This is a genomic window from Streptomyces sp. NPDC051555 (assembly GCF_044454405.1).
Classification (GTDB): domain Bacteria; phylum Actinomycetota; class Actinomycetes; order Streptomycetales; family Streptomycetaceae; genus Streptomyces.
The window spans coordinates 168,300-181,049 of the sequence record NZ_JBITDP010000005.1; the positions used below are offsets into that span (position 1 = coordinate 168,300).

A 12,750-nucleotide genomic window follows, 5' to 3' on the forward strand; every position below is an offset into this window, starting at 1 on the left:
GCCTGCCATGACCTTGCCCAGTGTGCTCGACCCCTTCTTCGCCATCGCCCGCTCGGATCCCGACCGACCCGCGGTGGTCGACAACGGGGTCACCGTCGGATACGCCCAACTGGCCCGCTGGGCAGGAGCGGTGGCCGATCTCCTCGCCACCCGGGCCGCCGGTGGGCCGCGACCGCCGGTCGGTGTCGTCGCCCACCACGGCGTCCGCGACATCGCGGCGCTGCTCGGCGTCCTCACGGCCGGCCGCGGCTACGTCCCCGTGGCCGACGGGCCGCCGGGCCATGCCGAAGCGGCGCTGCGGGCGGTCGGCTGCCGGGAGTTGGTCGCCACCGCCGAGAGCGGCGACCTGCCCGCCGTCGACCGGGTGGTGCGGCCCAACTGGGGTCGGTCCGGCGCCCCCGTGCGGGAGGCCGGGGAGCCCGTACGGGCCGATGACCCGGCGTACACCCTGTTCACCTCGGGGTCCACGGGCACCCCCAAGGCCGCCTCGGTCCCGCACGGGGCGCTGCACGCGGTCCTGCCGCACCTGCGCGAGCGGTACGGCGTCGGGCCGGACACCGTCGCCCTCAACTTCCACCGCGCGGACGGTGACACGAGCCTGGAGGAGATCCTGCCGACCCTGCTCAGCGGCGGGCTCGTCGTGCTGGACGAGGACGGCGAGGCGGACCTCGACCGCGTGCTGACCGAGCACGAGGTGACCCTGGTCAACCTGCCCGTGGACTACTGGCACCTCTACACCGGCCATCTGCTCGATGCCGGGCGGGAGTTGCCGCGTACGGTCGAGACCGTCGTGATCGGCGGCGAGGCCGTCCGGCCCGACATGCTGGAGCGCTGGCACCGGCTCGGGGCGGAGCGCGCCGTGTTGCTCAACACCTACGGGTCCACCGAGACCGCGCTCGTCACCCACACCGCGGTCCTCGCCGGCCCGGGCGCCCCGGCGGACTTCCCCGCCGGGGTGCCGATCGGTCGTCCGCTGCCGTCGGTGCGCCAGGCGGTGGTGGCATTGCCGGAGGCGCCCGCGGGGACGGGTGAACTCTGGCTCTCCGGCCCCCAGTTGGCGACGGGCTACCGCGACGACCCGGGCCGCACCGCCGCCCGGTTCGTCGCGGCGGACCTCGGCGGCGGGACCGACCGCTGGTACCGCACCGGGGACCTGGTGGCCGAGGCGCCCGACGGCTCCCTCGTCTTCCACGGCCGCGTCGACCACCAGGTCAAGATCCGCGGCCACCGGGTGGACCTGCTGGACGTCGAGGAAGCCCTGCGCCGCCTACCGGGCGTCACCGCGGCCGCCGCGGCGGAGCACACCAAACACGCCCACACGGAGCACGCCCACACCACCCTGACGGCCTTCGTGGTCCTCACCCCCGGGGCGGCAGCGCGGACGGACACCCCTACGGACGCCGGTACGGACGCCGGTACGGACGACGCGGCGGACATAGGAGCGGACGACGGGGCGGCCCTGCGCGCGCAGTTGCGGGAGGTGGTGCCGGCGCCGCTCGTGCCCGACGTGATCGTCGTCGTGCCCGCGCTCGCGCACACCCGCACCGGCAAGGTGGACCGCGCCGCGACCCGGGACCGGCACCTGTGAGGAATCCGCTCTTCGACGCTTCCGTCTCCCCCTCCACCGTCCCCGAGGCCGATGCCCGCGGTCCCTGGGCCTACCTGTGGTGGCTGGTGCGCATCCGCCCCTGGCCGCTCGTCCTCGCCGCCCTGCTCGGCACCGTCTGGATGGTCCCGCTCGCCCTGGTCCCGCTGATCATCGGCCGGGCCATCGACGAGGCCGGGCAGGGCTCGGGGCACGCGGGTCTCTACCTGTGGGCGCTGCTCGCCCTCGCCCTCGGCCTCGTCCAGGCCCTCGCGGGCGCCGGGCTGATCCAGGCGGCCATCGGCGCCGAGGCGCACGCCGTCTCCACCACGCACCGGGTGCTGGTGCGCCACGTCGTCCGCCTCGGCGCCACCCTGCGCGGCAAGGCCCGCTCCGGGGACGTGGCCGCCTCGGCATCGGCCGACGTGGAGAGCATCGGCAACGCCTTCGAGGTCATCGGCCGCACCATCGGCGCGGTCGTCGCCGCGGTCCTGGTGGCCGTGGCTCTCACCATCACCTCTCCCGTGCTCGGACTCGCCGTGCTCATCGGCGTCCCCGCGGCCGTACTCGGCATCGGCCCCCTGCTGCGCCCCCTCCAGGAACGCGACGAGGCCCAGCGCGAGCAGATGGGCATCGCCACCTCGCAGGCGGGCGACATCGTCGCGGGGTTGCGCATCCTGCGCGGCATCGGCGGCGAGGCGGGCTTCGCCGAACGCTTCCGCCGCACCAGCCAGCAGGTCCGCCGGGCGGGCGAGTCGGCCGGCCGGATGGAGGCCTGGCTCCAGGCGGCCGGCGTCCTGCTGCCGGGACTGGTCACGGTGGGCATCGTGTGGCTCGGCGCCCGTCTCGCGCTGGGCGGCACCATCAGCGCCGGTGAACTCGTCGCGTTCTACGGCGCGTCCGCCTTCCTCACCCTCCCGGTGAGCACCGCCACCGAGGCCGCCGAATCCCTCAGCCTCGCCAAGGTCGCGGCCGGCCGGGTCTGCACCCTGCTGCGCCTGACCCCCGAGGCCGTCCGCCCCGCGGACCCCGAACCGCTGCCCGAAGGCACCCTCGGAGTCGTCGACACGGACGCCGGCATCATCGCAGGGGCGGGCCTGCTCACCGTGGTCTCCGCTCCCGCCGACCGCACCGGCGACCTCGCCGACCGGCTCACCCGCCCCGGAGCCCACTTGGGACCGACCGCCGTCCGGCTCGGCGGCGTCCACCTGGACCGGGCCGACCCGGACGAGCTGCGCGTACGGGTGCTGCGCTCGGGCCCGTCCGACACCCTGTTCAGCGGCACCGTACGGGAGGAGCTCACCGCCGGTCGGGAGTGGCCCCGACAACACCTGGAGGGTGCGCTGTTCGCCGCTGATGCCGGCGATGTCGTCGACGCCCTGCCCGGTGGGTTGGAGGCCCGGCTGGACGAGGGCGGCCGGACCCTGTCCGGCGGCCAGCGCCAGCGCCTGGTCCTCGCCCGCGCCCTGCTCGCCGCCCCCGACGTGCTGGTCCTGGAGGACCCCACCTCCTCCGTCGACGCGCACACGGAGGCGCGCGTCGTCGACCGGGTGGCGGCGCTGCGCGCCGGGCGGACGACCGTGGTGTTCAGCGACAGCCCGCTGTGGCGGAGCGTCGCCGACCGCGAACTGACCCTCACGGCGTCCCCGGCCCACTCGTCGGCCCGGACTCCGACCTCGGCCACGACCCACACGACCCACACAAGCCACACGACCCCCACCGAGGGCGCCGGCCCCGGCACCCCCGACCGCCCCGCAGGAGTGCCCTCATGACCACTGCGCCAGCCCGCTCCCCCGCGTCCGGTCCCGACGCCGGCCGCCCGGGCACCGGCCCGAACGGGGGCGGCGGGAGCCCGGACACGGGCCCGGACGCCGACCCGGCATCCGGGTCCGGCGGCGGCGCGCCCCGGCGGCTCCCGCTCGCCGACCGGGCGGCGGTGCGCCGCTGGATCGGCGTCTTCGTCCGGGGCGAGGCCCGCCGACTGACGCTCACCTTCGCCCTGTTCGCGGCCGCGCTGGTCGCCAGCCTGGTCGGCCCGCAACTGCTGGGCCACCTCGTCGAATCGGTCAAGGACGGCACCACCGCGGGCCGGGTCGACACCCTCGCCCTCGTCTTCGTGGCGATCCTCGTCGGCCACGCCCTGCTCGCCCGGGCCGCCCGCACCCAGGCCACCCTGCTCGGCGAGCGCGTCCTCGCCCGCACCCGCGAGGACTTCGTGCGCCGCGTCCTCGGACTGCCGCTGTCGGAGGTGGAGTCCGTGGGCACCGGCGACCTCCTCAGTCGCGCCACCACCGACGCCGACCGCCTCAACGAGAGCATCCGACAGGCCGTTCCGCGCATCGCGCTGGCCGCGGTGACCCTCGTCTTCACCATCGCGGCGATCCTGCTCACCTCGCCGCTCCTCGCCCTCGGCCTGCTGGCCGGGGTGCCCTTCGCCGCGCTGTCCACCTGGTGGTACCGGCCGCGCGCCACCCGCGCGTACGAACGCCTCCTCGCCGAGGAGGCCGAGGTGCTGGCCGCCACGCACGAGACCACCCGGGGCGCCGCCACCGTCGAGGCCCTCGGGCTCGGCCCCCGCCAGATGCGCCGCCACGGCGCGGCCGTCGATCGGGTCGTACGCACCCGCCAACGCACCACCTGGCTCCAGACCGTCTGGTTCCCCAGCCTGGACCTCGCCACCATGGTCCCGATGGCCCTGACCCTGCTGATCGGCGGCCTCGCCTACCAGCGCGGCGAGGTGGGCCTCGCGGAGCTGACCGCCGTGGTGCTCTACGTCCAGGCCCTCGGCGAGCCCCTCAACGACCTGCTGACCTGGACAGACGAGCTGCAGATCGGCAACGCCGCGCTGCGCCGGATCCTCGGCGTCGACCTGTTGCCCCGCGAGGAGCCGCGCCCGCCGGCACCCACCGATGGCCACGCCATCCGGTTGGACGGCGTCGGCTTCGGCTACGGGGCGGGCCCGGAGGTGCTCGCGGGCATCGACCTGGAGATCGCCCCGGGCGAGCGGCTCGTCGTGGTCGGGGCCTCGGGGGCGGGCAAGTCCACGCTGGGCAAGCTCCTGGCCGGCGTCCACCTGCCCACCCGGGGAACCGTGAGCATCGGCGGCGCCGACCTCACCACGCTGCCGGTCGGTCAACTGCGGCGCGAGATCGTCCTCGTGACCCAGGAGCAGCACGTCTTCACGGGCACGGTACGGGACAACCTCACCCTGGCCCGCGACGGCGCGGCCCCGGACCCGGCCCCGGACCCGGACCCGGCCGCAGCGACGGACCCGACCTCGGACCCGGCCCCCGACCCGGTGGCGGACGCAGCGCTGTGGGACGCGCTGGAGACCGTACTCCTCGGGGACTGGGCCCGGTCCCTGCCCGAGGGCCTGGACAGCGAGATCGGGCCGGGCGCCGCGCCGGTGACCGCGTCGCACGCCCAACAGCTGGCGCTCGCGCGTCTGTTGCTGTCCGACCCGTACGCCCTGGTGCTCGACGAGGCCACCGCGCTGCTGGACTCGACCGCCTCGCGGCGCGTCGAGCGCTCCCTCGCCGCGCTGATCGAAGGGCGCACGGTCATCTCGATCGTCCACCGCCTCGACTCCGTGCGCGACGCCGACCGCATCGCGGTCATGGACCACGGGAGCATCGTCGAACTCGGCAGCCATGACGCCCTGTTGGCCGCCGACGGGGCCTACGCGGCTCTGTGGCGCTCCTGGGACGCGGCCCGCCGCCCGTGAGACGACCCGGACGGGCCGGACGGGCCGCACCCCGGCCCGTCCGGCCCCTCACCACCCCTCACCAACCCTCACCAACCCTCACCAACCCTCACCCGCGCATCGTCAGTTGACCTCGCGCTCGAAACCGGCCCAGTACGGCTCGCGCAGCTTGAACTTCTGGATCTTCCCCGTGGCCGTGCGCGGGATGGCGGTGCGGAACTCGACGGACGTCGGCGCCTTGTAGCCGGCCATCCGCTGCTTGCAGTGGGCGATGATGTCGGCCTCCTGCGCCGCCGCCCCCTCGACGAGGACCACGAGCGCCTTGATCGTCTCGCCCCACTTCTCGTGCGGCACGCCGATGACCGCGACCTCGGCCACCGCCGGGTGACTGAAGATCGTATCCTCCACCTCGATCGAGGAGACGTTCTCCCCGCCGGTGATGATCACGTCCTTCTTCCGGTCGGCGATCGTCAGGTGTCCGTCGGCCGCGTCGATCGTGCCGCCGTCACCGGTGTGGAACCAGCCGTCCTCCAGGGCCGCGGCGGTTTCCTCCGCCTTGTCCCAGTAGCCGTCGAGCACGACGTTCGACCGGGCCAGCACCTCGCCGGAGTCGGAGACCTTCAACGTGACCCCGAGCGCCGGCAACCCCGCCCGCGACAGCTTGCGCGCCCGCTCCTCAGCGGGCAGGTCCGCGTCGGAGGGCCGCGCACGGTTGAAGGTGAGCAGCGGCGAGGTCTCGGTCAGGCCGTAGATCTGGGTGAACTCCCAGCCGAGCTCGTCGCCCATGCGCTGGATCGTCCGGCTCGGCGGGGGCGCACCGGCGCAGATGACCCGTACGCGGTCCCGTCCCGGGATCTCGCCCTCCCAGGTCGCCGCCGCGTCCAGCACCGAGTTCCACACGGCGGGCGCGCCGCACATCAGCGTGACGCCGTGCTCCTCGACCCGTCGCAGGATCTCGGCGCCGTCGACCTTGCGCAGGACGACCTGCTTGACCCCGAGCCCGGCCATCACGTAGGGCATGCCCCAGCCGTTGCAGTGGAACATCGGCAGGGTGTGCATGTAGACGTCGCGTTCCCACACCCGGGCGTGCAGGGCGAAGGTGAGCCCGTTGACCCAGATGTTGCGGTGGGTGAGCTGCACCCCCTTGGGCCGGGCGGTGGTGCCCGACGTGTAGTTGATCGTGGCCGTCGCGTCCTCGTCCGGGTGCGACCACGGGCGCGGTTCGACCCCGAAGCGCATCACGTGCTTCTCGGTCTCCTCGCCGAAGACGAAGCGGTGGCGGGCCTTGATGCCGGAGAGCGCCGCGTCCAGTTCCGGGTCGACGAAGAGGACCGAGGCGCCGCTCTGCCGCAGCATGTAGTCGATCTCTTCGGGCTTGAGGCGGAAGTTGATGGGCACGCAGATCCGGCCGCTCATCGGCACCGCGAACAACAGCTCCAGCATCCGGGCCGAGTTGTGGCTGACCACCGCGACCCGCTCGCCCTCGCCCACGCCGAGCGCGTCCAGTCCCGCCTGCCAGGCCCGGACCCGCTCGCCGAACCGCCCGTACGTCGACAGGGGTACGGGCGGGCCCGGTTGGTCCGGCTCGTCGATCACGCCGGGGCTGCCGGCAAACCCCAACTCCGCCCGGTCGAGGAAGTCCGCGACGGTCATCGGAATGCGCATGGTTCTCTCCTGTATCGGGTGTATCAGGACGCCGGCTTCACGTAGGGGGAGTCTGGCACGGACCACCCGGGTCGGCGGGTGTCACCCGGTGAGCGTCCCGAAACGCACACCGTCCGCCCCCGCGTCCTTTTGCCCCTCCTGTCCCTCCCGCGCCATCCACTGGAGCAGCGACTCCCCTTCTTCGACGATCGCGCGCCGCTGCGCCGGGGTGACCTCGTCGAAGAGCTCGACGGTCAGGCCCTCCCCCGTCGCCTTCCACACGCCGGCGAGGAACCCGTCGACGAGCAGGGTGCAGTGCGCCTGGTTCCCCTTCCAGGTACGCCCCTTGAAGGCGGCGGGAATCACGCGGGATCGATCGGCGTGCGAGAGGAGGAGGTTGTCGAACTCGGGCAGGAAGCGCGGCGGGGCCGGCGTACCGGCATCGGGGCGGGGCGCGTCCGGCAGGTCGAAGAGTTCGACGCCGTTCTCGTCGCGGAAGACGAGGAGCTCGGGTCGCAGCCGCTCGAAGGCCCCGCGCAGCCGGGTGAGCCCGGCCCAGATCTGCATGTCCTTCACCGACGCGGGCCCGAAGGCACCGAGATAGCGGAGCACCACCTCCTCCACGGGCGGCGGGGATACGTCGTCCGCGGGACGACCGAGCCAGTTCTCCAGCGTGGTGAGCCGGACCTGCCCGCTGCGCCCCCACACCCCGCGCGGCGTGACCTGGACCAGGGGCAGCTTGCAGCGCGCGGCGACCGCGAGCGACGCGGGGTCGGCGTCCGGCCACTCGGTGAGCAGCTCCGTACGGATCTCCCCCATCGTGCGCGGCGCGCTCTCGACGTACGCGCGCGCGATGCGGGCGAGGCGCTCCAGGTCGACCCCGACGAGCCCCTTGCGGAAGTTCCCGATCTCCCGGTCCCGGGCGGGCTGCACCAAGGGGCGCAGGGCGAGGGCGTCCGCCGCGGTGTGCGTGTGGATCGTGGACCGCATCGTCACCATGCGGACCACCTGGCGCGACTCCATCAGCCCGGCCAACTCCGCGGGGCGGAAGCCGAGGAGGCGCGCGTGGAGCTGGTAGTACGGCGGCTTCACGTTCTGCGCCTGGAGCCCGAGGAGGTGCGTCACCGCGTCCTGCGCGGATCGCTCGGCGCGGTCGAGGAGCAGCTGGCGGGCGAGGGTGGCACGGTTGAGCGCGCGGGCGTCGAGCACGGGCACGCGGTCCGCCGTGAGCGGTGTCGTGGAGGCCATGGCCCCACGCTAGCCCGCCTTGCGGACAGCTCCTGTCCGCAAGCGAAGACCCACCGCCCCACCCACCCCGTTTACACACCGATACCCGGCATATTCCGCATATCCTTCACGCACGCGCACGCACACCTTCCACCCCTCACGGAAGCGGGACCCCGATGCCGGAGCGCCCGGACCGCCGCCGCCCCACGCCCCCGCGCCCACCCGAGCCCACCCCCACGGACCCGGGCCACCGGAGCGTGGTCGACTCCGCCGTCTACCACGGCGGCCGCAGGATCGCCTCCCCCTCCAGCCTCGCCGAGACCTTCCGCCGCCTGCGCGAACAGCCCGGCGGCATGGCCTGGATCGGCCTGCATCGCCCGACGGAGAGCGAACTCCACTCCCTCGCAGCGGAGTTCAACCTGCATCCGCTCTCCATCGAGGACGCCCTGGAGGCCCACCAGCGCCCCAAGCTGGAGCGCTACGGCGACACCCTCTTCGTCGTGCTGCGCGCGGCCCGCTACATGGACGCCCTGGAGGAGGTCGACTTCGCCGAGCTGCACATCTTCGTCGGCCCCGACTTCCTGATCACCGTCCGCCACGGCGCCGCCCCGGACCTCCCCGCGGTCCGCCGCCGGATGGAGGAGACCCCGGAACTCCTGGCCCTCGGCCCGGAAGCAGCCCTCTACGCCATCCTCGACGTCGTCGTCGACGGCTACGCCCCGGTCGTCGAGGGCGTCCAGAACGACATGGACGAGATCGAGACCGAGGTCTTCCGCGGCGACCCCGAGGTCTCCCGCCGCATCTACGAACTCTCCCGCGAAATGGTCGAGTTCCAACGCGCCACCCGTCCCCTGGTCGGCATGCTCCACAGCCTGATGGCGGGCTTCGCGAAGTACGGCACGGACGAGGAACTCCAGCGCTACCTCCGCGACGTGGCGGACCACGTGACCCACACCAGCGAACGCGTCGACGGCTTCCGCCAGGCCCTGACCGAAATCCTCACGGTCAACGCCACCCTGGTCTCCCAACAACAGAACGCCGAAATGCGAGCCCTGGCCGAAGCCGGCTTCGAACAGAACGAGGAAATCAAGAAGATCTCCTCCTGGGCCGCCATCCTGTTTGCACCCACGTTGGTGGGAACGATCTACGGCATGAACTTCGAGGACATGCCGGAACTGAAGTGGGCAGGCGGCTACCCCTTCGCGATCCTGCTGATGGCAGTGGTCTGCGTCAGCCTCTACGTCATCTTCAAGAAGCGCGACTGGCTGTAGCCAGCGGCCCTACTCCGTTGATCAATTTCGCATTCGCGAACGACCCAAATGGCCACTTCCGAGGGCCTGGGGGGAATCTGGGGGGAATCCACTCCGCTGGGGAGCAAGCCACTTCACCCTCACCTGCCGTTCCGCACGTCTGATGCAGCCCGACCCCAAGCACCCCACCCTCGGGGAACATCACCGAGAGTAAACCCCATCGCGCCCGGTGGCTGCTCCGGCGACGACGCCATCGGCGTGGGCGGCGATACAGCAGGGCCTCGAGGGCAGGGGGTGGTCGACCAAGCTCACCGCGGACGAGGAGTGCGGATGACGCTTTCGGGCGGGAAGTGCTCCGCCCCGACGACTTCGAGGGCGTGGAGAATCCGAATCCTGAGGTCGGGCATACCGCGGAGCGGAGTGAGGTCTACGCGCCGGCAGCCGAGGTAGGCCCAGATGGTGATGTCTTGAAGCCCGGGGAACTTAGCGCGAACAAGGGCAAGGTCGTCGCCGCTTCTCCACTGACCCAGATACAGCTCGGTGATCTGAGGGCAAGTCGGGATCTGTTCGAGCATGAACAAGCCGGCGTTGTTCACCAGAATGAGGTCGCGGAGCTCAGGCAGCTCGACCATCGCTTGCGGCAATCCCTCGACGGGGCCGGATAGGTCCAGCCGGTTGAGATTGGGCCAGCTTGTGATGCCGCTCAGAGTGAGCTGTGCACAGGCATTCGGTCCAAGCGTCAGACGCGTGAGGTCTGCGCCGGTGGGCAGTGCACCGAGATCGTGGTTTGGCAATTCCATGCTGAGGCCGAGTTCACGGAGTCCGGTCAGATCCTTCAGGTCTTCGAGCCGGGCCGCCCCGCAGCCATGGAGCTCGATTACGTCGACAGACAGCTCGGCCAGGGGCTTCAGGCCCGCGACATTCGGGCACTGGAAGAAAGCGATCCGTTTCAGTCCGGTGTACGGGTGTAGGAAGTCCAGTTCCCGAAGGGTCGGGTTCCTGTCAATGTTCAGCACTCGGACGTCCGCCGGCGCCCAGGGGGTTGTCATCTCGGCACCGGAGAAATCCCCGATGAAGGCGACATGGTCGAGCGACGGCAGATGGTGCAGCTCCGCCAGCTCCTCCCGTGAGCGGATAGTGACAGCCTCGAGGTGGGTCATGTGCGCGAGGACTTCGTGGGCATAGTCGTGGGCGTCGAAGCTCTTCCAAGCATTGGACAGGGCCCACCATGCCGGATAGCTCGTGCGGAATTTCTTGAGCAGCGTCAGGGCAGCATCGCCACCGATGAGTTCGGCGGTCTCCACAACCGCTCGCGCTTCGTCTTCTTCGAGGCCCTCGGGGCCGGGGAGGACGTCGAGGATGACGGGGCCAACCGCGGCGAGGGTCCTGGCCTCCTCCTCGCTGCGTGGGGGGACAAGGGCCTTGGCGCGTTGCTCGACTTCCTGGCGTATTTCAGGGTCGAGTTCCGTGGCGTACTCGAGGCAGGCTGTCGCAAGTAGATGCAGGCGGGTGCGGTGCTTCTGAGTGCGGTCACCGCGGGCGATGAGGCGGCGCAGAAGGGTCGTGCGTTCGTTGGGACGGGCATGGGCGACGGCCATGCGCACGACGTCTTCCCACTGGTCGTCGTGAGCGTTGCGTACCAGGAGCGGGATGTCGCGAGCTTCGATGGCGGCTTTGGCTCCAAGGAAGTCCTGGAAGGTCCGGTGGACGAAGTCGATCGTCTCGGCCGCAGGGGTGCGCAGGAGACCAGAGCGGGCGAGCAGATGTGCGAGCACGTCGGCCGCGTCGCCTTGCTGGGCAAGGTTCGGCATGGCAGGCAGAGCGTCGTCAATGAGCGCGAGTGCCGTTTCTCGGTCCAGTTCGGTCTGGCCGTTGCGGACGAGCCAGTAGGCCAGACGTTGCAGGAGCTGGATGTTCTGGTGCTCGGTGACTACGAGGTTCTCGGGGGCGTCGATGTCGCGTTCCCGGTCACGGCGGACCAGCAGCAGCGACAGGGCCGCTTCGTAGAGCTCCATACGACCGTGAGGGAGGTGGCCCCGCCGGTCACGGTTCAGCGCGCAGACCAGGGCACAGAGCAGTGGAGTAGTGGCAAGGCGGGCGAGGTCCCGCTGGGAGCGCACAGTGTCCTTCAGCGCCTCTTCCAGAGCGGCCAGGTGCTCAAATTCCTGCCCGGGGTCCGCACTGGCGCGCGCGGCTGTGTGCCAGCGGGTGACGAACACCGCCACGTCACGGGCGCTCATCGGCCGGACGGTCAGTTCGGTGAATCCGTGCCCTGCCAGCCACCCCTCCGGGACTGCGGATGGCCGAGTGGTCACCACGTAGGTCGCGCGCGGAAAGGCGGCCAACAGCTCACGGAGCCACTGCTGGGCCTGAGCTCGCTGGGTCTGCGGAATCTCGTCGAGGCCGTCGATCAGCAGCAGGGCCCGCCCGTCATCCAAGACTCGGTCGGTCCAGCCCTGCGGCTGAGCTGCGTGCAGCGGGCAGCCGACCGCCCTCAGGTACTCCTGGGGCCCGGGCAGATCACCGCCGCGCACCAGCGTCCGCAGCGGCAGCATGAACGGCACAAGCCCCTTCAAGTTCGCCAGTTCGACGGGCAGGTCCTCCCGGGCAGTCGCGAGGGCGAGCCACTGCAGCAGGGTGCTCTTACCTCCCCCCGCCATCCCTCGCACCAGAACTCGACGGAGGCCGGCCAACGCCTGCTCAGCCCGCTCGGTCTCCATCTGCGCCCCGGAGCCCACTGACGAGGCCAATCCCGAGTCAGCACTGAAACCGGCACTCCCGCCCTGGCCGACGGCCCGCGTCGACGTGGCGAATTCGAGGCTCAGGTAAGAGGCGTCCAGCGGCCACGACGCCCTCTCCGGGCGGGAGAGATCGAGCCCGATGACGGACAGCTGCCCGTGCCGCTGCTCCACATACCGCCTGTACCGCTCTTCGAACCGCGCGTCCACGTCCCCGTCGAGGCTGTTCTTGGGGGCCTGCTGTCGGGGCGGAGCCAGGACAGCAGGTAGCGCTTGGCGACGCAGTTTGAGCAGCGGGCCGGCCTCCGCGCCCAACGCCTGCGCCAGCGCTGCGACGGTGGCCTCACTGGGCACGGTAGGGCCGTTCAGCGCCTTGCTGACGGTCGTGTGCCCTAACCCCGCCCGCAACTCCAGCCCCGACATCGACAACCGGCGCTCGGCCCGCAACTGTCGCAACTGCGACTTCAGTTCCTCCAGCCCGTCCCGCATACCCCGGTGCTCCCCCTCGGCCAGTCCCGGCTTCTCGGTATCGACTCGTTCATCTTCGTTCACCCGAATGCCGCTGAACGCCGATCCCCGCATCTTCCTTCCACCGAACGCCCG

7 protein-coding genes are annotated in these 12,750 nt (G+C 71.7%); 4 read left to right on the top strand and 3 right to left on the bottom strand.

Annotated elements, in window-relative coordinates; all coding sequences use genetic code 11:
* The first annotated feature begins 7 nt into the window (after window positions 1–7).
* The 3 genes from ACIBEA_RS13950 to ACIBEA_RS13960 are packed head-to-tail and all read left to right on the top strand — an operon-like array spanning window position 8 to window position 5,309.
* Window positions 8–1,588 carry an AMP-binding protein gene (locus tag ACIBEA_RS13950; protein ID WP_399260418.1) on the top strand — a complete coding sequence of 527 codons (1,581 nt, stop codon included), beginning with the start codon at window positions 8–10 and terminating at the stop codon, window positions 1,586–1,588.
* On the top strand, window positions 1,585–3,357 hold the full coding sequence (locus ACIBEA_RS13955; RefSeq protein ID WP_399260420.1) for an ABC transporter transmembrane domain-containing protein: 1,773 nt from the start codon (window positions 1,585–1,587) through the stop codon (window positions 3,355–3,357). The genes ACIBEA_RS13950 and ACIBEA_RS13955 overlap by 4 nt, the downstream gene beginning before the upstream one ends.
* Window positions 3,354–5,309, top strand: coding sequence for an ABC transporter ATP-binding protein (locus tag ACIBEA_RS13960; protein ID WP_399260422.1), 1,956 nt, complete (start codon window positions 3,354–3,356; stop codon window positions 5,307–5,309). Before ACIBEA_RS13955 ends, ACIBEA_RS13960 begins: the two co-directional genes overlap by 4 nt.
* 102 nt (window positions 5,310–5,411) lie before the next feature.
* On the opposite strand, the gene ACIBEA_RS13965 is transcribed toward ACIBEA_RS13960, so the two are convergent.
* Complete coding sequence (locus ACIBEA_RS13965; protein ID WP_399260424.1) at window positions 5,412–6,953, bottom strand: AMP-binding protein; 1,542 nt, start codon at window positions 6,951–6,953, stop codon at window positions 5,412–5,414.
* Between the two features lie 81 nt (window positions 6,954–7,034).
* A complete protein-coding gene (locus ACIBEA_RS13970) occupies window positions 7,035–8,180 on the bottom strand; it encodes a winged helix DNA-binding domain-containing protein (RefSeq protein ID WP_399260426.1) in 1,146 nt (381 codons plus the stop codon).
* Window positions 8,181–8,335: 155 nt separating this feature from the next.
* Here ACIBEA_RS13970 and ACIBEA_RS13975 point away from each other — a divergent pair, with 155 nt between their 5' ends.
* Window positions 8,336–9,430: a magnesium and cobalt transport protein CorA gene (locus ACIBEA_RS13975; RefSeq protein ID WP_399260428.1), complete on the top strand. Its 1,095-nt coding sequence runs from the start codon at window positions 8,336–8,338 to the stop codon at window positions 9,428–9,430.
* Window positions 9,431–9,717: 287 nt separating this feature from the next.
* Here ACIBEA_RS13975 and ACIBEA_RS13980 read toward each other — a convergent pair whose 3' ends face one another.
* Entirely contained in the window at window positions 9,718–12,699 is a 2,982-nt protein-coding gene (locus ACIBEA_RS13980) for an NACHT domain-containing protein (protein ID WP_399260430.1), read from the bottom strand.
* Between the last annotated feature and the right edge of the window lie 51 nt (window positions 12,700–12,750).

Excerpts from the sequence above, each read along its gene's own strand:
- ACIBEA_RS13960 (WP_399260422.1), top strand. The coding sequence starts at position 3,354 with ATGACCACTGCGCCAGCCCGCTCCCCCGCGTCCGGTCCCGACGCCGGC.
- ACIBEA_RS13950 (WP_399260418.1), top strand. The coding sequence starts at position 8 with ATGACCTTGCCCAGTGTGCTCGACCCCTTCTTCGCCATCGCCCGCTCG.
- ACIBEA_RS13970 (WP_399260426.1), bottom strand. The coding sequence starts at position 8,180 with ATGGCCTCCACGACACCGCTCACGGCGGACCGCGTGCCCGTGCTCGAC.
- ACIBEA_RS13975 (WP_399260428.1), top strand. The coding sequence starts at position 8,336 with ATGCCGGAGCGCCCGGACCGCCGCCGCCCCACGCCCCCGCGCCCACCC.
- ACIBEA_RS13965 (WP_399260424.1), bottom strand. The coding sequence starts at position 6,953 with ATGCGCATTCCGATGACCGTCGCGGACTTCCTCGACCGGGCGGAGTTG.